Consider the following 23843-nt stretch of genomic DNA (forward strand, 5'->3'; position numbering starts at 1 on the left):
GAGTGAGGAGCAAGCGTGGATGTGGGCGAATACAAGAAAAGGCTATTGGCGTACTGCTCATAGCCCTATCTTGACAAAAGCCCTATCTAACGAGCGATTTAAGCGAGCTGGATATCTAAGTTTTAGCAAGTGTTATTCTGCGAAGTGACGTGTAAACTTTGGAAGCGCCGTATACCGAACGGTACGTACGGTGCTGTGGGAGGTCGGCTGGTCAAATAATGGCCAGCCTCCTACCCGATCCCATCTACAATCAAATCTAATCTGCCTGTATGTGGATCGATAATTAGTCCATGAACAGGAGTCCCCTTCGGTAATAAGGGATGGTTTTTAATGACTTGAACACTATGTTTTACATTCTCCTCCACACTTTCAAATCCAGATAACCATTCAACAAGAGGAATACCTGAATGTTCCAGTGTATTGATCACTTCTTCAGATATACTTCTTTCCTTCATATGTTTAATCATTTGCTTACTATCAATTTGGCTCATACCACAGTCATAATGGCCGATCACCATTACCTCCTCTGCCTGAAGCTCATATAGCGCAACAAGAATACTTTTCATCGCACTTCCAAATGGATGAGAAACAATCGCTCCTGCATTTTTTATCATTTTAATATCTCCATTTTTTATGTTCATGGCTTGGGGAAGTAGTTCCACCAAGCGGGTATCCATACAGGTTAAGACCACTATTTTTTTGTTGGGAAACTTGCTTGTCTGATATCTCTCAAATTCCTTATTTTCGACAAACGTTTTATTAAACGCTAAAATTTCATAAAGTTTTTCCATTTCTATTACTCCTTTACTAAAATTTTTTACTTCTCAATTCATTTTAGCTATAATAGGTTGAAGGTGGTGAAGAAAATGGAAACATTACAACGTTTTTTATATTATCCTATCAACCAATTACCTTATGTTATTTTTGCCCTAATTGTCGCTTTTACTGTACATGAATTTAGCCATGCCTTTGTTGCGTATAAATTTGGCGATCCTACTGCTAAAAATCAAGGCCGATTGACATTAAATCCCGCGGTTCATTTAGACCCGATTGGAACGATTTTAATATTTATTGCTGGATTTGGTTGGGCAAAACCAGTTCCTGTGAATTACTTCTTTTTTAAGAATAAACGACTTGCGGGTGTTTTAGTATCCATTGCTGGCCCGATCAGTAACTTATTGGTGGCTACCATCGCGATGGGATTATGGTTTGCACTTGATGCTATTGGAATACTTGCTCAATTAAGTACTAGGGCAATAGATGTTCTAATTCCATTATTTACAATTTTGATCAATTTAAATGTGGTGTTATTTATATTTAATTTAATCCCACTTCCTCCACTTGATGGTTACCGAGTGATCGAGGATTTAGCACCAAGTCAAGTCAGATCAAAACTTATTCAATATGAACATTATAGTTTGTTTATTTTCCTCATTTTATTTATCACACCTGTTGGGGATTTTGTGTTTGGCTCAATCTTTGATACCATCCAACCAATCATCTTTAATTCATTGGAGAATTTATTTCTTTTCATCTTTAGCTTGTAATTTATAGATAAGAGGGATGGCGTAATGTCTATTTATGTCTTTGGTTTTATTCTTTATCTACTTATTATTTTTGGCATTGGCATCTTTACAAAAAGATATATTAAAGATTCCTCAGATTTCTTGGTTGGAGGACGTAGACTAAACACTGGGCTATTATTTACCACTTTGCTTTCAGCTAATATTGGGGCTGGGTCAACAGTAGGAGTAGCGGGTTTGGGCTATATCAATGGGGTCTCTGCATGGTGGTGGATTGGTGCTTCAGCCATTGGTTCCTTTCTGTTAGCTTATACAGTAGGGCCTAAAATCTGGGAACTATCAAAACAATATAATCTTATCACATTAGGGGATTATCTTGAACATCGATATCATACTTCTTTCCGTTTAATGATTGCTGCCATGATGACCATTGGCACACTGGCATTATTCGCTGGACAATTGATTGGGATTTCATGGATTTTAACGGTGGTTGTCGGAACTTCAAAAACAGTCGGCGTACTCATTGGGGCAATTGTGGTTAGCCTTTATTTTGTGATCGGTGGTCTTTTATCCTCAGCGATTGTTAATGTATTTCAATTATCTATGATTTTGTTTGGCTTTATCATCTCTTTGCCCTTTGCCCTCAATTCAATTGGCGGTTGGGATTCATTGGTACAATTAATTAGTCAACATCTAGATGATGTAGAGAAAAGTCGACAATATTTCTCCTTTAGCGGAATTGGCATTAAGGCGATTATTGGCTATATTTTTTTATTAACACCTTCTTTTATTATCTCGCCTGGACTGATTCAGAAGATTTTTGGTGCAAAAGATGAGCAGGTAGTTAAAAAAGGAACGGCATATAATGGATTGATTCAATTATTTTTTGCTTTTATCCCAGTCATCATAGGAATGACGGCTTTTGCCGCTTTCCCTGAACTAGCAAGTCGAGAGATGGCTTTACCTATGGTAATGAAAGAAATGCTGCCAGTTGGGATCAGCGTGTTAGCGCTAGCTGCTATTTTTGCTGCCGAGGCAAGCACTGCTGATGCGGTTTTATTTATGATTACATCCTCATTAGCAAAGGATATTTATGCAACCTATATCAATAAAAAGGTTTCCAATCAAGAATTGCTGAAAGTAAGCCGGATGATTACTATTGTTAGTGGCGTAGCTGGTGTGGTGTTAGCCTTATATTTACCTAATATCATTGCTAGTTTGTCTATTTTCTATTCTTTAATGTCTGTTGCGATTACTGCACCATTATTATTTGGCATTTATTCAAAAGGAGCCAATACATTATCTGCCTTTCTGGCTAGTGGACTTGGGATAGGGATTACTTTAGTACTAAATTATACTACGGGTGGAAAAGGGTTTGGTATTTTAACCCCTCAAGCGATTGGGATGATTGTTTCGATTGGCTTGATCTTGTTGATGGTTCTTTTTGCAAAGCCAAGGAGGTTTTAATCAGATTGATAGGATTTTTAATTGATTTAGATGGAACGATGTATCATGGAGGAGTAGCAATTCCTCATGCCTCATCATTCATTCAACATTTAAGAGAAAGAGGGATTCCATTCCTATTTGTAACCAACAACTCTTCAAGGACACCTAAGATGGTGGCCGATCATCTTAACAAATTAGGAATTCCTGCACATGAGCATGAGATTTATACATCGGCTCAAGCCACAGCACAATATATCATTGACTACAAACTAGGTAAAAATGTATATATGATTGGTGAATCTGGATTAGAAGCAGCACTAGAAGAGGTAGGAATCCAAATTAGTGAGGGGATGAATGGAAAAAGGGAACAGATTGATGCGGTTATTCAAGGAATCGATCGAGCGTTCAATTATCAAAAATTAACGAAAGCTGTTCAATTGATCCACCAAGGGGCAAGGTTTATCATAACAAATCCTGATCATCTTCTTCCTTCTGACAAAAGGCCTCAACCAGGAGCGGGTTCAATTGCAGCAGCGATTCAGGCCGCGAGCAAAAAAGAACCCGTGGTGATTGGTAAACCCTCACCAATCATCATGGAATACGCCATTACTAAGCTAATGAATCAAGCCCCTTCTTTATCTAGAGAAAATATCTGGGTGGTCGGTGATAATCAGCTCACAGATATCCAAGCAGGGATCAAAGCCGGATTACCAACTGCATTAGTACTGACAGGGATAACCAAAGCAGATGATCTTAACCTTTCTTCATTTCAGCCACAAATTGTGGTAAATGATTTGTTTGAGTTAGCACAGAAATTATTATAGGAAGTATGTTAAAATAGTAGATATCATTTTGAAAACAAGAATGGAAGATTACGTAATGATCAAATCAACAACAAGTGTTCAAGAGCAACTTCCTCGCTTATGGGGGAACAAACGTTATCATACATTAAATTATGATTATCGCCAGAAATTTGGAGAAAAAGTATTTAAAGTGATGTTAGATGGTGGATTTACTTGCCCAAACCGTGATGGATCAGTGGCTACAGGAGGTTGTATTTTTTGTAGTGCTCGTGGATCGGCGATTTTGCTGGAGATAGAAGAATAGAATTAAAACAGCAATTTAGAGAAGTACGAGATAAAATGCATGAAAAGTGGCCAAAGGCAAAATATATTGGCTACTTTCAGGCCTTCTCTAATACGTATGCTCCTGTAAACGAATTAAGAGAGATGTATGAAGCAATCTTAGAGGAAGAAGGAGTTGTTGGCTTATCTATTGCTACTCGCCCAGATTGTTTGCCAGATGATGTCCTTGATTTACTAGAGAAAATGAATCATAAAACAAACCTCTGGGTCGAATTGGGACTACAAACCATTCATGAGCATACCCAACAATTGATAAACAGAGCCCATAGTTATGAAGTTTTTTTAGATGGCGTTTCAAAATTAAGAGAACGGAATATTAATGTAGTGGTTCATATTATTGTGAATTTGCCTGGAGAAAGTGAAGAAGAAATGATGGAAACGGCAAAAGCTGTAGCCCAGATGCCTGTTCAAGGTATAAAAATCCATATGCTTCATCTCTTGAGAAAAACACCGATGATGAAATTATATCGGGAAGGCAAATTAACTTTTATGAATCGTGAGGAATACACCAAGTTGGTCGTAGATATGATTGAAATTTTGCCTCCTGAGATGGTTGTTCATCGTTTAACAGGAGATGGCCCACCAGATCTTTTAGTAGAACCATTATGGACTTTGAAGAAATGGGAAGTTTTAAATGGGATTGATAAAGAATTAGCTAGAAGGGATACATGGCAAGGCAAATATTTTGAAGAAAAAAATAAATAAGAAAGAGTGGATTCCCACAAAAGTAATTAGAATCGCTTATTAAACAATTCGTTACTTATGTGGGTATTTTTATTTTTTCTCCTAAAAAGAGTGAATATTTTGTATGATGTTAATAGATGGACAAAAGGGGGATTTTCATGAAAAAGATCCATTTGCGACTGCAAACCAAGATCATTATCTTATCCATGGCTTTTATCTTAATCGTTATTCTGATCTTAGGAATTGTATCTTCCATGATGATCACCTCTAATCTTGAAAGAAAGATTGGTGAAAATGCTTTAAATATAGCAAAAACAACGGCAATAATGCCAGCGATCCACCAAGCCTTTAAGATGGATGATCCTAGCAAAGTGATCCAACCTTTAGCTGAAAAAATTCGTAAAGAAGTAGGAGCTGAATTTGTTGTTATTGGGAACAAAGAGGGGATTCGTTATTCCCATCCCTATCTTGACCGTTTGGGGAAGAAAATGGTAGGGGGAGACAATGACCCTGTATTAAAAGAAGGAAGGGCAATTATTTCAAGTGCAGTAGGAACACTAGGACTATCTCTGAGAGGAAAAGCGCCTATTTTTGATGAAACCAAACAGGTGATTGGTGTGGTTTCTGTTGGTTTCTTAATGGAGGATATCAAAGATCGAGAAAAAGCCCTTGTAATAAAAATGATCGTCCCAATTTTATTAGTAATATTGATAGGGATAGCAGGTTCGTTCTTTTTATCTTGGAACATTAAAAAGGATATTTTTGGCTTAGAGCCAGAAGAAATTTCGCAATTATTTTTAGAACGGGAGGCGCTTTTAGAAAGCGTAAAAGAAGGAATTATTGCAGTTGACAAGCAAGGTAAAATTACAGTGATCAACGAAACAGCAAAAAAGATACTAGATCACAAAAGTCAAAATATTAAATTCATAGGAAAGCCAATACAAGAGGTTCTTGCCAATACGAAAATTATTGAGGTATTAAATACAGGAAAAGCGCAATACGATGAAGAAATGTTAATTGGAGATGAATGGGTCATTACCAATCGTGTTCCGATGATTGTAAAAGGAAAAGTAATCGGGGCAGTGGCTAGTTTTCGTAGAAAGATGGAAATTGATCGTCTTTTACAAGAATTATCCGATCATAAGGTTTATTTAGATACATTAAGAGCGCAAAATCATGAATTTACCAATAAGCTTTATACCATTTCTGGTTTGTTGCAACTAGGTAAAATTCAAGAAGCGATTTCTTTTATCACCGATGAAACGGTTCAACAAGATGATATGATTGCCTTCTTGATGGAGCATATTTATGATCCAAAGCTCTCAGCTTTCTTTATAGGGAAGCTGACAAGAGCAGAAGAACAAAAGGTGCAGTTTGTGATTGATTCCAATACTCATTTACAAGAAGAATTACATGAAGTTGATATAGAAGATTTAATTACGATTTATGGAAACCTGATAGAAAATGCCTTAGACTCAGTTCGTAATCAAGACAAAGAAAATAAAAGAATCATTGTCTTATTACAAAATAGGGAGCAAAAGATTTTCTTTAGAATCGAAGATTGGGGTACGGGAATTCCTGATGAGATCAAGGAAAAGATCTTTAAAGATGGTTTTACAACCAAAGGGGATTCAAGAAAAAGGGGAATTGGCTTAGCATTAGTTGATACCTTAGTAAAGAAATATCATGGGAAGATCCGTTTTTATCAACCAAATCATCAAGGAGTCGTATTTGAAGTTGAATTAACAAAACCGATGAATGATTAAGGAAGGAGGCAGGTATGGTGTATAAAGTATTGATCATTGAGGATGATTTTCGTATCGCTGAAATCAATAAATCTTTTGTCAGCCAGGTAGAAGGTTTTGAGATTGTTGACATTGCTTTAAATGGGAAAACAGCTTTGCAATTATTGCAACAACACCAACCAGATCTCGTCCTTCTAGACGTGTATATTCCTGATATATCGGGAGAGGAATTATTCTTGCATATAAAAGATGCTTATCCCCAAATCGATGTGATTATGATTACGGCTGCAAAAGAAGTAAAAACACTTGAAGTCTTTTTAAGGCATGGAATCTTCGATTATTTGGTAAAACCAGTTCGCATTGAACGTCTACATAAATCTTTAAATAAATATCACTGGTATAAACAAAAGTTAGCAAAAGAGACCGAATTAGATCAAACTGAGATCGATGCGATTATGGGGCGTTCCATACATCTAGAACACCAATCGGAACATTACCCTAAGGGTATAGACCCCTTAACTTTAGAAAGGGTAAGAAGGTTTTTAAATAAAGAAGGGAGTGCATTTACAGCTGAAGAAATAGGAAAAGAACTTGGAATTGGTCGTAGTACTGCAAGACGTTATTTAGAATTTCTTGTAAATAAAGGGGAAATTATGGTCGATTTAAGATATGGAACTGTAGGAAGGCCAGAAAGAATCTATGGACATTTATGATTTCTTGTGAACAAAATGAACAAAATAGACTTTATTCAATTAATAAACAGTATGGTTGAAACCGTTTCCAATTCAGATTACCCATGCTATTCTTAATTTACAGAAAATTATTCTAATTTTTAAGAAAAGGGGTTGGGAGAATTGAGGCGGTTTTCTTTTATTTTGATTGTTATTCTAGCTCTATTAGTCGTCTTTACAGGTTGTAGTAACACCACAACGACGACAAAGGATGCTGGTCAAAAAGAAGAAGTGAAATATCCAACAAAAGCAATGGAATTCATTGCACCGGCTGGTGCTGGCGGTGGCTGGGATCTAACCATTCGTACGGTGGCCAAAACACTTGAAGATACGAAGTTAACTTCTGTCGCAATGCCTGTGACTAACAAGCCAGGCGGTGGCGGGGGTGTTGCCTTAGCTTATCTACAAGAGAAAAAAGGAAGCGACAATATTATCTCTGTCTACTCACCACCATTATTATTGATCAACTTGAATGGTTCAACAGAATTCAGTTATAAAGATACAACACCGATTGCTAAACTTATTACAGATTATGGTGCCTTTGCTGTTTCAAAGGATTCTCCATATAATTCACTAAATGATGTGATGGAAGCACTCAAGAAGGATCCAAAAAGCGTAAAGATCGGAGGTAACTCTTCAGCTGGAAGTATGGATCACATTCAATTCCTCATTATTGCAAAAGCTGCAGGGGTAGAAAATATTAAAGATATTGACTACATTAGTTTCCAAGATAACTCAGGGGCAGCTCAAGTGATGGGAGGACACTTAGATTTACTTACCACTGGACTAGGTGAGGTAAGAGCCTTAGCAGAAGCTGGTGAATTAAAGGTTCTTGCAACAACGGCAGATCGTCGTGTTGGAACAGGAGTGATTGCTGAAATTCCAACAGCAAAAGAACAAGGAATCGATGCAACCTTTGAAAACTGGAGAGGACTCTTTGGACCTCCTGGAATGCCTGAATACGCTGTGAAGTATTGGCAGGATATCCTCGCAAAAATGGTAGAAACGCCAGAATGGAAAAAGGCTGCTGAAAACAATGGCTGGGATTTAGCCTTTGCAAATAGTGAAGATTTTATAAAATTCTTAGATAAAACCAATGAGGATTACAAGGTAATTCTTCAAGAAATTGGGATGTTAAAGTAGTCTTAGAGAAAAATGGGCCATAGATCACTCTATGGCTCTTTATAGCAGATAGAAGGTTTTCTCAACAGAGTGAGGTGAGGGAAATTGAACACAACAGCGCTAACAGGAATTGTTTCAATCTTAATTGGTATCGTTTATAGTATTCAATCTTATCAATTACCTAAAGCCACCGTGGGAAATGCTTGGGCACCCATTTATTTTCCACTGGGTTTAGGAGTTTTGATGGCAATATTTGGGGTAGTGATGTTAGTTCAAGGATTGGCAAAGGGAAAGGCCAACAATGGTGAACAAAAGCAAGGAAAGATGAAAATGACCTACACCGCGAAGTTAATTGCCTTTACGAGTGTAGTTAGTATTATTTATGCTTTACTTTTTGACAGAATTGGCTATGTTTTATCAACGATTTTCTTTTTGGGAGCCATTTTATTTGTCGTAAATGGAGTGAAACAATGGAAAACGAATATGATCGTATCCATTTCATTTGCCCTTGGAATCTATATTGTCTTCTCAAAGTTTTTAGGTATCATTTTACCCAAAATGCCCTTCATTGGATTTTAGGCTAGGAGGTGACGAAAATGGACGTACTTACACATCTATTACAAGGATTTGCAGTTGCGATTACCCCAGAGAATATTTTTTGGGTAACGTTAGGTGGAGTTTTGGGAACGATTATTGGTATGCTACCAGGACTTGGACCTGCGACAGGTGTAGCCGTATTACTTCCTTTAACCTTTACGATGGGACCTGTTGCCTCTTTAATTACGATGGCAGGAGTTTATTATGGAGCAATGTTTGGCGGTTCACGTAGCTCAATTTTAATCAATACACCTGGAGATGGGGCAGCCATTGCTTCAACCTTTGATGGCTATCCTATGGCACAAAACGGAAGAGCAGAAGCAGCATTAGCCATGTCAGCAATCGCCTCATTTATTGGTGGAATTATAGCAACGATCATTATGACAGGTGTTGCTAGTCCAGTTGCAAAATTTGCCCTAAAATTTGGTCCGCCAGAATATTTTATGCTAATGGTTTTTGCATTAGCAGCAACTGCTTCATTAGCCAAGGAGAATTTAATCAAGGGCTTTATTTCCATGATCTTAGGTTTAATGATTTCTACAGTAGGTATTGATGCACAATCAGGACAACAGCGTTTTACCTTTGGCGTTCTAGAACTGCAAACAGGAATTGATTTTCTTGTCGTGATTATCGCCATGTATGCATTGGGAGAAGTTTTTAAAACTTTCCAAAGCATAAAAGAAGGCAAGAAAAAAATGCAGACCAAATTTAAGAAGATTTGGATTACAAAGGAGGATTGGAAACGTAGTAAATGGCCGATCTTAAGAAGTACTCCAATTGGCTTTTTTATCGGTGCTTTACCTGGTGCTGGTGGAACGATGGCATCACTGATGGCTTATAATAATGAAAAACAGCTTTCTAAACATCCAGAGCAATTCGGGAAAGGTGCGATAGAAGGTCTTGCAGCACCGGAGGCGGCAAATAATGCAGCATCTGTTGGTGCGCTTATCCCCATGTTAACACTGGGAATTCCAGGTTCAGGTACGACGGCTGTCATGATGGGAGCCTTGCTCATGCTTGGCCTTCAACCTGGTCCATTATTATTTCAGCAACATCCTGACATCGCTTGGGGACTTATAGCTAGTATGTTTATTGGAAATGTCATCTTGGCAATCGTGAATATTCCATTAGCTGGATTACTCGTTCGTGTACTTGCGATTCCACCAAAGATTTTATATCCTATAGTTTTAGGTCTCGCTTTTGTAGGAACGTATGCTATAAGCAATAGTATTGTAGACTTTTATTTATTGGTTATTTTTGGTTTGATAGGTTATTTAATGAATAAGGCAGATATACCAACAGCACCCCTTATTTTAGCAGTCATCGTTGGTAATAGTATGGAACAATCTTTTAGACAAGCATTAACGATTTCTAACGGAGATTTTCATATTTTTTACCAATCAACGGTATCATTAGTCTTAATTGTTTTAACCATTATCTCAATCGTTTTCCCTATTGTAAAAGACTGGGGCAAAAAAAGAAAAGCATCAACAACAGAAAATCAAATCATTGGTATGAAGTAAAAAGCACAAAAAGAACTGTCTCACATTCTGAGACAGTTCTTTCATTTTTAATCGTCATCTCTCATCCCAATAAAAATGAATACATAACGTAATAATTCCAAAGCGGCCATCAATGCGGCTGCAACATAGGTAAGTGCTGCTGCCCCTAATACTTTATTCACACCGTGTTCCTCTGTGTTGCGAATAAACCCTTCAGCAACCATCAAATCTTTTGCCCGGCTGGAAGCATTAAATTCTACTGGTAATGTAATCAATTGAAATGCAACTACGGTTGCGAAAAAGACAATCCCTAAACCAATTAGTTCAGCCCAGCGGAATAGAAAACCGCCAATCAGTAATAATGGAGCTAAACCAGAAGTAAAGTTGAGAATAGGGAATATACGATGGCGTAAGACTAACATGCTATATTGTTCTTTATGTTGGATCGCATGTCCTACTTCATGAGATGCAACAGAAATCGAAGCAATGGAATTTCCGTAATAAACATTTTCAGATAAACGAACGACACGGTGAATTGGATCATAATGGTCTGACAGAGTACCTCTAACAGGTTCTACTGGAACATCATATAGCCCATTTCGATCTAACAAATGACGTGCTGCTTGAGCACCAGTGATTCCCGAAGAAGCAGCAACTTTTGACCATTTGCTATAGTTCCCTTGTACTTTAAATTGGGCCCAAATGGATAAACCAAAAGCAGCCAAAATTGAGAGATCAAGCAATGGATAACCACTAAAGAAGAACATCGAAAAACATCCCTCCAACATGATAAGATCATAATTTTATTATACCCTATTCATAGAGACTCCAAAAGTAATCGGAATACGTTTCGAAGGAAACTGTCACTTTTGGGGGTATAAGATATATACGACGATGAGAAGCAAAAGGTTTCATTTTTGTCCTTTTTCTTTTGAAACTTTAGTTAACGTATTTTCTACTTGTTTTAAATGCTGAAACATCAGTGAAGCTGCTAATTCAGCATCCTTTTGTTCAACCGCTTGATAAATATTTTGGTGTTCCGTGAGTAAACGCTCAGGAGTTTTTGGCATCGAAAAAAGAACCTTTCGACTTGTTCTCAAGCTCTTTTTAATGGCATCTGAGATATTTTCAATAATATAAACAAGCATATTATTTTTAGTCGCTTTAGACAAAGCATAATGAAACATCCAATCTGCCTCTTCATTTGCGTCTAGGTTGCTTAAATCCACTTCCATCTTCTTTAACGCTTGTTCTAAATGAAATAGGTCTTCATTTGTTCGACGCTCCGCAGCTAATTCTGCAGCAGATACCTCCAAAATTTTCCGAATCTCTAACAAAGATTGAATTTGCTCAAAATCGAGGAGGAGGGTAAAGATATCGAAGGAAACCAGATCTGATTCTGTATATTTTTTTACAAAAGTCCCTTCGCCCTGGCGAATTTCCACTAACCCCATTGCATTTAAGGCAGTTAATGCCTCACGTACGGCACTTCGTCCTACTTGTAACTGTTCAGCCAATTCGCGAACAGATAATAAACGCTCTCCTGGTTTTAAGTCACCATTTATAATCATTTCTTTTAACTGTTCTGCTACACGTTCATAGATTTTTTGCGGTTTTATTTGTTGAAATTCCATAAAATGAATCACCTCAAGGGATATTCACACTATCCATAATATCGTACAACTTATATTTTAAATGAAACTGTGTAAATAACCAAACAAAATTTAACCAAAACAAATTCTAAAAAATAAAAATTTATAAAAAATACCGCTTTCATTTATGGTATGATAAGGTCATCAGATAATCAAAAAAATAGAACTATGTTTATTGGGGGAGAGGATTTAAGATGTTAGATCCAGCGATAAAAAAGCAATTGATTGATGTGGTGGGGAAAGATTGGGTAATGGATCAACCTGAAGAATTGGTTGCCTACTCCTATGATTCAACGCCGATGTATCAACAACTGCCTGATGTCGTTGTTTTACCAAAAACAACCGAAGAAGTTTCTGCAATTCTAAAGATTGCCAATCACTTTGCGTTCCCAGTTATACCAAGAGGATCTGCAACTAATTTAAGTGGAGGAACGGTTCCACTTAAAGGTGGGCTTGTTTTAGGGTTAAATCGAATGAATCAAATTTTAGAGATCGATGAAGAAAACTTAACCTGTACCGTTCAACCTGGTGTGATTACCGCCGAAATCCACCAAGCGGTAGAGGCAAGAGGATTATTCTATCCACCCGATCCAGGAAGTTTACGCATCTCAACAATTGGCGGCAATATTGCTGAAAATGCTGGGGGATTACGTGGTTTAAAATATGGTGTAACAAAGGATTATGTCATCGCGTTAACAGCTGTTTTGCCAAACGGGGATATCCTAAAAACAGGCGGAAAACTAGCAAAGGATGTTGCAGGGTATGATTTAACAAAGCTATTGATCGGATCTGAAGGAACCTTAGCTGTGATTACAGAAGCTACTTTAAAGCTCTTACCATTGCCTGAAACGAAAAGAACGATGTTAGCCATGTTTAAGGATTTAACAGATGCAGCAAAAGCTGTATCTAAGATTATTGCCAATAAAATCATTCCTGTTACCCTAGAATTTATGGATAATGCAACGATTAATGTAGTTGAGGATTATGTGAAAATAGGATTACCTCGCGATGTTGAAGCGATCCTGTTAATGGAACAAGATGGGAGTAAAGACCAAGTAGATCGAGATATTACCCGGATGGCAGAGATTTGCAAAGGGGAAAGAGCCGTTTCTGTTGAAGTGGCTCAAACTACAGAGGAAGCGAATCAGTTAATGACAGCTAGAAGAATGGCACTTTCTGCTCTAGCAAGGCTTAAACCTACTACGATTCTTGAAGATGCGACGGTTCCTCGTTCAGAAATTGCACCATTAGTAGATAAGATAAAGGAAGTCGCTCAAAAATATGATTTGCACATTTGTACATTTGGCCATGCAGGGGATGGAAACCTTCACCCAACCTGTTTAACGGATGTACGCAACACAGATGAAATTGAGCGTGTGGAAAAAGCGTTTGATGAAATCTACGAAAAAACGATTGATTTAGGAGGAACCATTACAGGGGAACATGGAGTAGGGATTGCAAAAGCAAGTTATTTGGAGTGGAAAATTGGTGAATCTGGGGTTGAAGTAATGAAGGGCATAAAGAAAGCTTTTGATCCAAAAGGGATTTTAAACCCTGGGAAACTATTCGTAGAACAAGCAAGAAAGCGAGTTGTGATCCAGCATGAGCGGTAATCTTTCATTAGCTTTAGGAATTTCAGAGGATGATCTATTAAATTGTATGCAGTGTGGTTTTTGCCTTTCTGTATGTCCGACATACAAAATCATACCAAAAGAAACTGCGACTCCAAGGGGCAGAATTGCCTTAATGAAATCGGTACAGGATGGTGCTCTTGTCACCAATGATATTATGGATTCACTAGATTTATGTTTGGGTTGTCGAGCTTGTGAAATTGCCTGTCCTTCAGGGGTACAATATGGCCAAATGCTAGAGCATGCAAAAGAGGTCATTACAAAACAAATCAACTTTTCACCGACGGTGAAGGCGGTTCGATGGTTATTTTTAAGAAAACTATTACCCTATCCTAAGAGAATGAAATGGGTAAGAGGTGGAATTCGAATCTATCAAAAATCAGGTCTTCAAAAAGTCGTCAGAAAAAGCGGTGTACTTAAAGTACTTCCTTGGCATATGGAAACGTTTGAAAGGGTCCTTCCAGAAGTATCTTCTTTAAAATCGATGCTGCCAAAACGAGTTGAACCTGAAAGAAAAACAAATAAACCAACAGTTGCTTTTTTTAGTGGTTGTATTCAAGACGCTATTTTTCACGAAATAAACCAATCTACAATGGCATTATTAAAAGAAAGTGGTTTCCCTGTCATTCATCCAGAAAGTCAAACTTGTTGTGGAGCCGTTCATGCTCATACAGGTGAAATAGATCTAGCCAAAGAATTGGCGAAAAAGAATATTAAAATGATGGAAGAAATTGGGGCAACCTATTTGGTAAATAACCAAGGTGGTTGTGGGGCAATGTTAAAAGAATATGATAAGCTTCTCGCGGATGATCCTGTATGGAGTGATCGAGCGAAATTATTTGTCAAAAAAGTGAAGGATATTAACGAGATACTGGCTGAAATTGATGAACTACCACCGCTAAAACCGATGAATGTCCGTGTGACTTATCAGGATTCATGCCATTTAGCCAATGTTCAAGGGGTTACTTTACAACCAAGAAAACTGATTCAAGCGATTCCTGGTATTGAATATGTGGAAATGAAGGGTGCTGGAACTTGTTGCGGTTCTGCCGGAACCTACAATATGGTTCACCACGAACATTCAATGCAGATTTTAGATGCAAAAATGGTAAATGTAATCGATACAAATGCTTCTATAGTTGTCACCGCTAATCCGGGCTGTTTATTGCAAATGAGGATCGGTATTCAAAGAGCAGGGTTAGAAGGTAAAGTAAGAGCTGTTCATATTGCAGATCTTTTAGCTGAAGCAGCTGGCGTGAAAAATCTAAACTAGATTCTAAAAGGCCGTCTCTATTCTATTGTCTTCAATTAACTACAGTGCTAAAATTAAAGTTTGGAGGCGGTTTTTGATGAAAAAAGAGATCAATCAGGAGGTTCTGGAGGAATCCATCCTACTATTGAGCACAATCAAATGGATTTTTTTATCTATCTTTGTAGGAACCGTGGTAGGAGGAGTGACTGCTTTATTTTTAAATACGCTTGCTTATGGTACGGAAAAGGCAGCTGAATGGCCTTATTATTATCTTTTTATGCCGATTGCATTCTTTTTAAGTAGTTGGATGGTATTACGATTTGCACCAGATGCAGCAGGTCATGGAACAGAAAAAGTAATTGAATCCATTCATAAAAAAAATGGTAAGATCGATGTAAAAGTTGTACCGATTAAGGTTTTTGCTACATTAGTCACCCTTATATCTGGTGGGTCTGCTGGGAAAGAAGGCCCAAGTGCCCAAATTGGGGCAGGAATTGCTTCAGCCTTTTCTGACCTTTTTCGCTTTAACGAAGATGATCGGAGAAGATTTGTAATATGTGGAATTAGTGCTGGATTTGCAGGGGTTTTTGGCACTCCGATTGCAGGGGCTATTTTTGCAGCAGAGGTTTTATTTATAGGTAAATTTTCTTATCGTGTTCTATTACCCTCTTTAATTTCTGCTTATGTCAGCTTTCATATCAATGAATACTTGGGAGTAAAGCATTTTAAATATGCCATACAAGTTCCAGCGAAAAGCGAAATATCAATGTTTTTCTATCTTATTTTGTTCGGTATTCTAATTGGATTAATCTCTTTATTGTTAATCAAAGCTTTACACATCATTGAGGCATATTTTCAGTATTCCCTTAAAATCTATAAACCTCTAAAAGGATTCATTGGTGGCTTTATTTTGATATTTATCGTCTTATTAACCCATAGCAAGGACTATATTGGACTAGGAACCTATGTGATTGATCAGGCCTTAGCAGGGCATAAGGTAGATTCACTTTCTTTTTTTATTAAGATTTTCACAACATCTGTAACGTTAGGCTCAGGTGGAAGTGGAGGAATATTAACTCCTGTTTTCTATATAGGGTCTACTTTAGGAAATGCATGGGCGCAGCTTATCCATGGTGATTTAGCTATGTATTCAGCGATAGGGATGGTTTCATTTTTAGCTGCAAGTGCCAATACACCATTAGCGGCGATTATAATGGCCATGGAATTATTTGGCGTAAAAGTTGCCACCTATGCTTCGATCGTAAGTGTTATAAGCTATCTTGTGGTTGGCCATCGTAGTGTATATCCAAGTCAAATTCTTTCGATGTCTAAATCACCTTCAATCGACACAGATATCAATTGTGAAATTCGACAAATTCAAAAATTAAGATTAAGTAATAAAATGCATGTTCTTCTTCATAATCAGAAAGAAAAAGAGAATTAAAGTTTCCTACTAGAAAAAATTCTAGTAGGTTTTTTGTAGGTTATATTAAATAGTTGTAAAAGTTGTGAAGGAAATTAGTAAATTTTGTCGAATAAATATATTGAACGATAGTCTAGAGAGAAACGATAGTCTGGAGAGAATAGGGGGGTAATCCATGGGGAATTTTCGCTGGTTTATTGTCATGTTTTCAATCATGACCGGAATGATTAACGCCCTCCTTCTTGGTTTCCAATTACAATTGTTATGGCTTCTTATTCTTCTTGGATTACTTAATCTTTTTACTTTTAACCTAAAAATTTTTCGCCATCACCTTTCAAACAACTATATCCTTGCTTTTCTAGTCTTAGATATCGGAATGATTCATTTTTTGGATGTATCCCAATTTGTTCATGTCTTGTATTATTCTGTGGTCATTTATTTAGCAACCCAAATTAACTCTCGAAAAGTCTTATTACTTACCACCTTATTCTATTCGCTTATTCACGCTTTTATCGAAATTCTATTTACGAACTTAACCTTAAAAGATTTGATGATTACGCTTTATGATGTAACTGTCATTTTTTTCATTTCCTATTTTGCCTATTATTTTGTTCGAATTTACCGACAAAGCGAAAGTCAATCTCACCAGGATTATTTAACAGGGCTTTATAATTTTAAGGGGTTTCAACATCAATTACATCATATTTGGCAGAATAAACCGACCGCTTATCATATTATTTTTATCGATTTTAATGATTTTAAAAGAATCAATTTTTTGCATGGCGAGGAAGAGGGAGATCAATTTCTGAAGTTATTAGCCAATGAATTGCGGAATCTCCTTCCTAAGCAGACCTTACTTTCCCGTTATGAGGGCGATTGTTTCGTTATAGGCTTTGATGGAGATCTAAAAGACATATATCAACAAATTGAAATGATTTTACAGGAGATTTCATTTAATCATACAGAAGCGATGCCGCTAAAATATTCGATTGCAACGGCTTCTTATCCTGAGGAGGCAACAGAACCCGAAAAATTGGTCTGGGTTGCACAAAAAAAATTGGCTCTTGATAAACAACAATATAAAAACCAACAAGAAGATATGAAAAAAAGGATGGAAGGCCTATCAGTGATTGGTCAATTGGCTGCTGGATTGGCTCATGAGATTCGCAATCCGTTAACTGCTGTACGAGGATTTATACAGTTATCTGCCAAGGAAAGCGAAAGTTTAAAACAGTGGGAGAATATCATTGTCGCTGAATTAGATCGAGTGAATCAATTGGTAAACGATTTTTTACATCTTGCTCAAAACCGTCCTGTAGCTAAAAAGGAGTGGTTGGTACAGCAAGTTTTGGAGGATGTGATCATATTATTACAAACAAAAGCTCTTTTACTTGGGCATGAGATTCAGGTAGAAACTCTTGATTGTAAGTATCCAATTTATGTTGACAAACAGCAATTTCAACAAGTATTTATTAATATAATTCAAAATGCCCTAGATGCGTTACCTAAAGAAGGGGGAACGGTAAAGATTTATTGCAGGGATGATCTGGATCATATCCATATTTGTATCGAAGATAATGGCCAGGGGATTCCAAAGGATAAGCTGAAACAGATTTTTGAACCATTCTATACCACAAAAGAAGAGGGAACAGGATTGGGGCTTCCTATCTGTTATCGGATTGTGAAAGAAAATCAAGGGGAAATTCAGGTCACTAGTGAGATAGGAGTAGGAACAACTTTTACGATTTCACTGCCAAAACAAAGGGTAGAGGAATATTAAAATAATAAAACGCGCCTTAGGCGCGATTTATTATTTTTGCTCATCGATCACTAATTTCCCATTACGGGCAAAATGGTCTTTCTTTAAATCTTCAATAAAAACATAAACACTTTCTGCAGGAACATTGACTGTTTCAGTAACAACCTTTGTAATTTTTTCTACGAGTTCTCTTTTTTGTTCAGGTGAACGTCCTTCAATCAATTCAATTGTAACAAATGGCATCAACTCATCCCCTTGTCCTATTAGTTGTATACATTTCTATTATAGTATCGATTGGTCATTGTTTCCACCAATACTTTAATCTACTCCAGAAAGATTCATTTTTGGGTGGTTCAATTGGCTTAGGTTCCTTATCTTCATTTTGATGCAGGTCACAATATTCAGTCGGTTCAGTTCCTTTTACAAAAGCTTCTAATCGAGGATTGGGACAATCTTCTGTTGCAATTTTTCCCGATTCAGGATCAATATAGAGGCTAATGACACCCTCAGGTACAGTAAATAACTGTAAGGGTAATGATTGATGAGCCTTTTTCATATAATCTGCCCAGATTTCCTTACTGATCATTGAGTCTCCTTCTACCAATTTCTCATTTTGATCATAGCCTGCCCAAAGCGCAGTAACCAACTGGGGAGTGTAGCCAATCAACCAGGCATCATAATCCGTTGTACCCGTCTTTCCTGCAATCGGGCGATTTAAGCGATCAGAAACAGAATAACCTGTGCCCCCTTGTTCAAAGACCCCTTCCATCAGATAGGTTAAAATAAAACTTGAATCAGCAGAAACTACTTCAGTTTCTATGATTTCCTTTTTCTCATAGAGGACGTTACCATTCACATCTTCAATTTTTAGAATCGCCGTAGGTTCAATTCTTTTCCCCTGATTAGCAATGGTTGCGTATGCCTTGGCCATTTCAAACGGAGTTACCTCTTGACTACCCAATGCTAAGGATGGGTAGGGTTTTAGATCCTTATCGATTCCAAGCTTCATACTCATTTCTACTAACTTCTCCATTCCAATTTCCATATGGGTTTTTACCGCATAAATATTATCAGAATGGGTTAAAGCATATCTCAAGTCGATTTCTCGGTTTGGATAACGGTTTCCAAAATTGGTAGGCTGATAGGTTTGATTTTGTCCGAATGTAAAAACAGTAGGCTCGCTCTTAAACTTGCTAACAGGTGTAAACCCATTTTCTAAGGCTGCTAAATATAAAATAGGTTTAAAGGAAGACCCTGGTTGCCTTTCTGCAAATACTCGGTTATATTGACTCTTTTGGTAATCTCTTCCACCCACCATTGCTTTAATAAAACCATTAGTTGGATCGATACTAATTAAAGCACCTTGCAAAAGTCGATCCTTAGGAAGTCGGTTGGCCAATGTCTCCTCTGCGGCCTTTTGCATCTTTGAATCTAACGTGGTATAGATTTTTAAGCCACCTTGATAAAGCTGTTCCTCTTCAATTCCATATTCATTTTTAACGAGGGAAACAATGTAATCGCGAAAATAAGGTGCACTTGCTAAATTTACTTTTTCATTTGGATTTTTAAAAATAAGTTTTTCTTGGTATGCCTTGTTTGCTTCTTCCTGTGTAATATAACCAACTGCAACCATAGAAGTTAAAACTTGTTTTTGTCTTCTTTTTGCTTTCTCCAGATTTTTAAATGGAGAATAAACAGATGGACCTTTTGGGATTCCAGCCAACATCGCACTTTCTGCTAAATCTAAGTCAGCAGCATCTTTATTAAAATAAGTTTTTGCAGCCATTTGAATCCCATTTGCAGAATGGCCATAGTAGATTTGGTTTAAATACATTTCAAGGATTTCATCCTTCGAATATTGAAACTCTAATTGAATGGCTAATAAAGCCTCATCCACTTTTCTTTTCCATGTTTTATCTAGTGTTAAATAGAGATTTCTTGCAAGCTGTTGAGTAATTGTGCTAGCCCCTTGTACTTTAGCCATCTGTTTGATGTCTTCAATTACCGCCCCACCAATCCGAATCAGATCAAGGCCAAAATGGCTATAAAATTTTCGGTCTTCAATTGCTATTGTTGCTTCAATCAATGACTTTGAAATCTTAGAAAGAGGAATATATTCACGATTCACTCCAGAATAAAGGTCATCAATCACTTCTCCATCCATCGAGTAAATAAAAGAAGTTTGCTCAATCGTTGTCTTAGGAAGAGGTTTTGCTTGTAAATAGAGAATAAAAAATAACAATAAACTACTAAAAATAAAAAACAATGAGAGTAATACAAGCGAAATTTTTTTAATTTTTTTTAAAACTCGGTATAACATCATTTCATTTAATGGATCATATTTACTCAACACATTTGCCCCCTCTCCAAGCAAAATCTTTATTTACCATTATGGGTAAAAATAGAAAAGCTTATACTTGAGGCAGAAGGCAAAGTCAATTTTTTCTTGCATTTTTGTTCGTTTTTAATATAATACAATTTGTTGTACATCGTGATGAAAATAAGCAAAAAGGGTAAATCTAAGGAAGAAAAGTGAATAGAAAAGATGAAAAGAAAATGAAGATAGAAAGAAGGCTGGAAAGATGAATAATGAAGCATTGATGGGGTTAATGGAATTATGGTACACAGAAAAACAAACCCCTAATCATGGGATAACGACGAAGATTTCTAAAACCATACATAGTGAAAAAACAGACTTCCAACAACTAGATATTATTGATACGAATCAATTTGGTCGGATGCTTGTTTTAGATGGTATGGTAATGACCACAATTAAAGACGAATTTGTTTATCATGAGATGATCACCCATGTGGCCTTAAATACACATCCAAATCCTAAAAAAGTTTTAGTTGTCGGTGGAGGAGATGGTGGAGCCATTCGTGAGATCATTAAACATCCTAGTGTAGAAAAAGCAGTATTAGCTGAAATTGATGGTAGAGTGATTGAAACTTCAAAACAATACTTACCTGAAATTGCGGGGGCACTGGATGACCCACGTGTAGATGTTCAGGTCGTAGATGGAATTCAATATATTCACGATCATAAAAATGAATTTGATGTGATTATGGTCGATTCGACAGAACCAGTGGGTCCTGCAGTCGGATTATTTGAAAAAGGCTTTTATCAAGGAATTTATGATTGCTTAAAAGAAGATGGAATTCTTGTTGCTCAAACTGAATCTCCATGGTTTAACCGAGATTTAATTCGTCGAGTGTTTAAGGATATCCGTTCCATATTCCCTATTACCAGACTCTATACCGTTAGTATTCCGACATACCCAAGCGGATTATGGAGCTTTACGATGGGTTCGAAAAAATATGATCCATTAAAAGTGAATGAATCAGAGTTAAAAGATTTAGATACCAAGTACTATTCACCAAGTATTCACAAGTCTGTTTTTCAATTACCTAAATTTGTTGAAGACTTAGTAAAGGAGTAAGGTTTAATGAGATTTGATGAGGCCTATTCTGGAAATGTCTTTATTGCAGCCCATCCTACTTATGAGGATGCTCAAGTCGTTATTTATGGCATGCCAATGGATTTTACCGTTAGTTTTCGTCCCGGTTCAAGGTTTGGCCCGAAAAGAATAAGAGAAGTATCGATCCTTTTAGAAGAATACAGTCCTTATTTAGATCGGGAATTAACGGAAGTAAAGTATTTTGATGCTGGTGATATTCCCCTTCCTTTTGGTAATCCAGAAAAAAGTGTTAATATGATCGGGGAATATGTTGCAAAAATTCTAAAGGATGATAAATTTCCTTTAGGCTTAGGTGGAGAACACTTAGTCACATGGCCAGTCATTCGCGAGGTTTATAAAAAATATCCTAATATGGTTTTAATTCATATTGATGCCCATGCCGATCTAAGAACAGATTATGAGGGTGAACTCTATTCCCATGCAACCCCTATTCGTAAAGCAGTAGAATTGATCGGGGGAGGGAACGTTTATCAATTTGGTATCCGTTCTGGAACCAAAGAAGAATTTGCATTTGCAAGACAAAATTTGAACTTTTATCCCTTTGAAGTACTTGAACCATTGAAAAAGGTGATACCCACGATAAAGGATCGCCCTGTCTACCTTACGATTGATATTGATGTGATCGATCCAAGTGCTGCTCCTGGAACAGGAACTCTTGATTCTGGAGGTACTTCCCCAAAAGAATTGCTTTCAGCGATTCATGAAATGTCTCGCTCAAGACTTCAAATCGTAGGAACTGACATAGTAGAAGTTGCACCTGTTCTTGATTCTTCTGATCAGACATCAATCCTTGCTTCTAAATTAGTAAGAGAAATCCTTTTGGGATTTATTAGATAAAGCTTCTATCCAATGCATCGGAAAGCTAGGATAGAAGCTTTTCTACCGTTAGAAATATCTGTACATAAAACAAGGTGAGAAAAATGGAACAAGATGTAACATTACAAGTCATCACTTATATTCGTCATCCTTATGGTGAAGAGGATAGAATGACGTTTCAGGGGAAGGGCAAATTATATCTTAAAGATGAGTCAGTTTATTTGCGCTATGAAGAACAGTTAGAGGACTTAGGAAAAACAGCGACGATTGTTCAGTGGAAAGAGGCTGAAAAGGATTCACCGGTTGTAACGATTATTCGTCAAGGCGATGTGAGTATGAAACAAGTTTTTGAAAAAGGGAAAACATGGTCAAACGCCTATTTAAGTCCTTATGGCAGATTAGAATTAGAGATGATAACACATCAGGTCAAAATCGAGAAGGAATGGCTAAAAGGAAAAATTTATTTAAGTTATGATGTATACATTGACCAACAAAAAATTGGACATTATCAAGTTGAAATAGAATATCAAGAGGAAAGAGGGATCTTACATTGAAGGAAATTTTATTATCATTGCTAACCGGTGGGGTGGTTGGATTCCTTTTTGCGTTCTTCAAACTACCTATTCCCGCACCACCCGCATTACCTGGAATTATGGGGATTATAGGGATATTTTTAGGATTCAAACTATTTGATTGGTTATTCTAGTTATTTCTTCAAAGAGGCATGGATGACTTTGCTCGTTGTAATATACATCTCTATTTCACTTTTGTGGGCTATCTTAGCAGGAAAAGACCATTTGATAGCGAATAGGATAACTAGGATGGTGATCGTATGCAGGCAAGATTAATTATTTTATTATTCTTTACCCTTATTGTCGTCGTTTTTGCTGTTATGAATATACAACCTGTAGTCATCGACTTTTATTTTACACAAGCAGATGTCCCATTGATATTGATGATTATTTTTTCGATTCTGATTGGAGCACTGTTTATGTTTATCCTTTCATCGATGAAACAAATTCAAACGACAAGAAAAATGAAAACGTTAGAAAAGGAAAACAGCCAATTAAAACAAGAGCTACAGGAGATAAAAAAACAAACGGAGACAGAAACGGTTCATAAGGAAACAGAGGTTAAGACTGAAGGCGAGCAGGCATAAGAATCATTCGATGACATAGGATTGAAGTGAAAGATTCAATCCTTATTTTTTAGTGCGCCACGCATGGCGATTAACTAGACGGTGAAAGTCCGTTATGGGGGTATGTAGCAACCAACCATTAGCCTAAGGCAAGGGTGTCCATCGTGAGGTGGAATCTGAAGGAAGCCGGCGGCAAAG

22 protein-coding genes and 1 pseudogene are annotated in these 23843 nt (G+C 37.0%); 18 read left to right on the top strand and 5 right to left on the bottom strand.

All coding sequences use genetic code 11. The features are described from left to right. Positions 1–230 precede the first annotated feature (230 nt). Positions 231–791, bottom strand: coding sequence for a beta-class carbonic anhydrase (locus BEN26_RS12725; protein WP_069798273.1), 561 nt, complete (start codon positions 789–791; stop codon positions 231–233). 75 nt (positions 792–866) lie between these two features. Here BEN26_RS12725 and BEN26_RS12730 point away from each other — a divergent pair, with 75 nt between their 5' ends. From BEN26_RS12730 to BEN26_RS12770, 9 genes and pseudogenes are all read left to right on the top strand, one after another. Further along, on the top strand, positions 867–1547 hold the full coding sequence (locus BEN26_RS12730) for a site-2 protease family protein (RefSeq protein WP_069798275.1): 681 nt from the start codon (positions 867–869) through the stop codon (positions 1545–1547). A 24-nt stretch (positions 1548–1571) separates the two neighbouring features. Next, a complete protein-coding gene (locus BEN26_RS12735) occupies positions 1572–2990 on the top strand; it encodes a sodium:solute symporter family protein (protein ID WP_069798277.1) in 1419 nt (472 codons plus the stop codon). Between the two features lie 5 nt (positions 2991–2995). Next, a complete protein-coding gene (locus BEN26_RS12740) occupies positions 2996–3793 on the top strand; it encodes a TIGR01457 family HAD-type hydrolase (RefSeq protein WP_069798279.1) in 798 nt (265 codons plus the stop codon). A gap of 55 nt (positions 3794–3848) precedes the next feature. Continuing rightward, positions 3849–4819: pseudogene (gene mnmL / locus BEN26_RS12745) on the top strand (tRNA modification radical SAM protein MnmL/YtqA). Positions 4820–4956: 137 nt separating this feature from the next. Beyond that, positions 4957–6564 (top strand): ATP-binding protein, encoded by a 1608-nt coding sequence (locus BEN26_RS12750; protein WP_069798281.1) that lies wholly within the window; start codon positions 4957–4959, stop codon positions 6562–6564. A 14-nt stretch (positions 6565–6578) separates the two neighbouring features. Next, positions 6579–7256, top strand: a complete 678-nt coding sequence (locus tag BEN26_RS12755) for a response regulator (protein ID WP_084818740.1) — start codon at positions 6579–6581, stop codon at positions 7254–7256. A 141-nt stretch (positions 7257–7397) separates the two neighbouring features. After that, positions 7398–8417, top strand: a complete 1020-nt coding sequence (locus BEN26_RS12760) for a tripartite tricarboxylate transporter substrate binding protein (protein WP_220126439.1) — start codon at positions 7398–7400, stop codon at positions 8415–8417. Positions 8418–8501: 84 nt separating this feature from the next. Continuing rightward, positions 8502–8975, top strand: a complete 474-nt coding sequence (locus BEN26_RS12765; protein WP_069798287.1) for a tripartite tricarboxylate transporter TctB family protein — start codon at positions 8502–8504, stop codon at positions 8973–8975. 17 nt (positions 8976–8992) lie between these two features. Beyond that, positions 8993–10516 (top strand): tripartite tricarboxylate transporter permease, encoded by a 1524-nt coding sequence (locus BEN26_RS12770; RefSeq protein WP_069798289.1) that lies wholly within the window; start codon positions 8993–8995, stop codon positions 10514–10516. Positions 10517–10563: 47 nt separating this feature from the next. Here the strand turns inward: BEN26_RS12770 and BEN26_RS12775 are convergent, their stop codons facing one another. Together BEN26_RS12775 and BEN26_RS12780 are read right to left on the bottom strand one after the other, a co-directional pair. Beyond that, positions 10564–11262, bottom strand: a complete 699-nt coding sequence (locus tag BEN26_RS12775; RefSeq protein ID WP_069798291.1) for a zinc metallopeptidase — start codon at positions 11260–11262, stop codon at positions 10564–10566. A 144-nt stretch (positions 11263–11406) separates the two neighbouring features. After that, positions 11407–12129 carry a FadR/GntR family transcriptional regulator gene (locus BEN26_RS12780; protein ID WP_069798293.1) on the bottom strand — a complete coding sequence of 241 codons (723 nt, stop codon included), beginning with the start codon at positions 12127–12129 and terminating at the stop codon, positions 11407–11409. Positions 12130–12341: 212 nt separating this feature from the next. On the opposite strand from BEN26_RS12780, the gene glcD reads away from it, so the two are divergent. The 4 genes from glcD to BEN26_RS12800 all read left to right on the top strand — a co-directional run bounded on the left by glcD (position 12342) and on the right by BEN26_RS12800 (position 18233). After that, positions 12342–13760 carry a glycolate oxidase subunit GlcD gene (glcD, locus tag BEN26_RS12785; RefSeq protein WP_069798294.1) on the top strand — a complete coding sequence of 473 codons (1419 nt, stop codon included), beginning with the start codon at positions 12342–12344 and terminating at the stop codon, positions 13758–13760. Then, positions 13750–15051, top strand: a complete 1302-nt coding sequence (locus BEN26_RS12790) for a (Fe-S)-binding protein (RefSeq protein WP_069798296.1) — start codon at positions 13750–13752, stop codon at positions 15049–15051. The genes glcD and BEN26_RS12790 overlap by 11 nt, the downstream gene beginning before the upstream one ends. Positions 15052–15127: 76 nt before the next feature. Further along, entirely contained in the window at positions 15128–16474 is a 1347-nt protein-coding gene (locus BEN26_RS12795; protein ID WP_069798297.1) for a chloride channel protein, read from the top strand. Between the two features lie 154 nt (positions 16475–16628). Beyond that, entirely contained in the window at positions 16629–18233 is a 1605-nt protein-coding gene (locus BEN26_RS12800; RefSeq protein WP_069798300.1) for an ATP-binding protein, read from the top strand. Between the two features lie 30 nt (positions 18234–18263). Here the strand turns inward: BEN26_RS12800 and BEN26_RS12805 are convergent, their stop codons facing one another. Further along, complete coding sequence (locus tag BEN26_RS12805; protein WP_068726702.1) at positions 18264–18455, bottom strand: 2-hydroxymuconate tautomerase; 192 nt, start codon at positions 18453–18455, stop codon at positions 18264–18266. A gap of 55 nt (positions 18456–18510) precedes the next feature. Continuing rightward, on the bottom strand, positions 18511–20565 hold the full coding sequence (locus tag BEN26_RS12810; protein ID WP_483887675.1) for a transglycosylase domain-containing protein: 2055 nt from the start codon (positions 20563–20565) through the stop codon (positions 18511–18513). Positions 20566–20821: 256 nt separating this feature from the next. Between BEN26_RS12810 and speE the strand changes: the two genes are divergently transcribed. The 5 genes from speE to BEN26_RS12835 all read left to right on the top strand — a co-directional run bounded on the left by speE (position 20822) and on the right by BEN26_RS12835 (position 23666). Beyond that, entirely contained in the window at positions 20822–21652 is an 831-nt protein-coding gene (speE, locus tag BEN26_RS12815; protein ID WP_069798306.1) for a polyamine aminopropyltransferase, read from the top strand. 6 nt (positions 21653–21658) lie between these two features. Further along, entirely contained in the window at positions 21659–22528 is an 870-nt protein-coding gene (gene speB / locus BEN26_RS12820) for an agmatinase (RefSeq protein ID WP_069798303.1), read from the top strand. Between the two features lie 83 nt (positions 22529–22611). After that, entirely contained in the window at positions 22612–23061 is a 450-nt protein-coding gene (locus tag BEN26_RS12825; protein ID WP_068726698.1) for a YwiB family protein, read from the top strand. Continuing rightward, positions 23058–23213 carry a XapX domain-containing protein gene (locus BEN26_RS12830; protein ID WP_068726696.1) on the top strand — a complete coding sequence of 52 codons (156 nt, stop codon included), beginning with the start codon at positions 23058–23060 and terminating at the stop codon, positions 23211–23213. The genes BEN26_RS12825 and BEN26_RS12830 overlap by 4 nt, the downstream gene beginning before the upstream one ends. A 126-nt stretch (positions 23214–23339) precedes the next feature. Then, positions 23340–23666, top strand: coding sequence for a LapA family protein (locus BEN26_RS12835; RefSeq protein WP_068726694.1), 327 nt, complete (start codon positions 23340–23342; stop codon positions 23664–23666). Positions 23667–23843 lie beyond the last annotated feature (177 nt).

The organism is Tepidibacillus sp. HK-1 (assembly GCF_001748485.2).
GTDB lineage: Bacteria > Bacillota > Bacilli > Tepidibacillales > Tepidibacillaceae > Tepidibacillus_B > Tepidibacillus_B infernus.

Bases quoted from the DNA above. Each gene is read 5' to 3' on its own strand.
- BEN26_RS12735 (WP_069798277.1), top strand. From the start codon at position 1,572: ATGTCTATTTATGTCTTTGGTTTTATTCTTTATCTACTTATTATTTTT.
- glcD (WP_069798294.1), top strand. From the start codon at position 12,342: ATGTTAGATCCAGCGATAAAAAAGCAATTGATTGATGTGGTGGGGAAA.
- BEN26_RS12800 (WP_069798300.1), top strand. From the start codon at position 16,629: ATGGGGAATTTTCGCTGGTTTATTGTCATGTTTTCAATCATGACCGGA.
- BEN26_RS12835 (WP_068726694.1), top strand. From the start codon at position 23,340: ATGCAGGCAAGATTAATTATTTTATTATTCTTTACCCTTATTGTCGTC.
- BEN26_RS12825 (WP_068726698.1), top strand. From the start codon at position 22,612: ATGGAACAAGATGTAACATTACAAGTCATCACTTATATTCGTCATCCT.
- BEN26_RS12775 (WP_069798291.1), bottom strand. From the start codon at position 11,262: ATGTTCTTCTTTAGTGGTTATCCATTGCTTGATCTCTCAATTTTGGCT.
- speB (WP_069798303.1), top strand. From the start codon at position 21,659: ATGAGATTTGATGAGGCCTATTCTGGAAATGTCTTTATTGCAGCCCAT.
- BEN26_RS12725 (WP_069798273.1), bottom strand. From the start codon at position 791: ATGGAAAAACTTTATGAAATTTTAGCGTTTAATAAAACGTTTGTCGAA.
- BEN26_RS12795 (WP_069798297.1), top strand. From the start codon at position 15,128: ATGAAAAAAGAGATCAATCAGGAGGTTCTGGAGGAATCCATCCTACTA.
- speE (WP_069798306.1), top strand. From the start codon at position 20,822: ATGGAATTATGGTACACAGAAAAACAAACCCCTAATCATGGGATAACG.
- BEN26_RS12780 (WP_069798293.1), bottom strand. From the start codon at position 12,129: ATGGAATTTCAACAAATAAAACCGCAAAAAATCTATGAACGTGTAGCA.
- BEN26_RS12750 (WP_069798281.1), top strand. From the start codon at position 4,957: ATGAAAAAGATCCATTTGCGACTGCAAACCAAGATCATTATCTTATCC.
- BEN26_RS12730 (WP_069798275.1), top strand. From the start codon at position 867: ATGGAAACATTACAACGTTTTTTATATTATCCTATCAACCAATTACCT.
- BEN26_RS12805 (WP_068726702.1), bottom strand. From the start codon at position 18,455: ATGCCATTTGTTACAATTGAATTGATTGAAGGACGTTCACCTGAACAA.
- BEN26_RS12770 (WP_069798289.1), top strand. From the start codon at position 8,993: ATGGACGTACTTACACATCTATTACAAGGATTTGCAGTTGCGATTACC.
- BEN26_RS12755 (WP_084818740.1), top strand. From the start codon at position 6,579: ATGGTGTATAAAGTATTGATCATTGAGGATGATTTTCGTATCGCTGAA.
- BEN26_RS12790 (WP_069798296.1), top strand. From the start codon at position 13,750: ATGAGCGGTAATCTTTCATTAGCTTTAGGAATTTCAGAGGATGATCTA.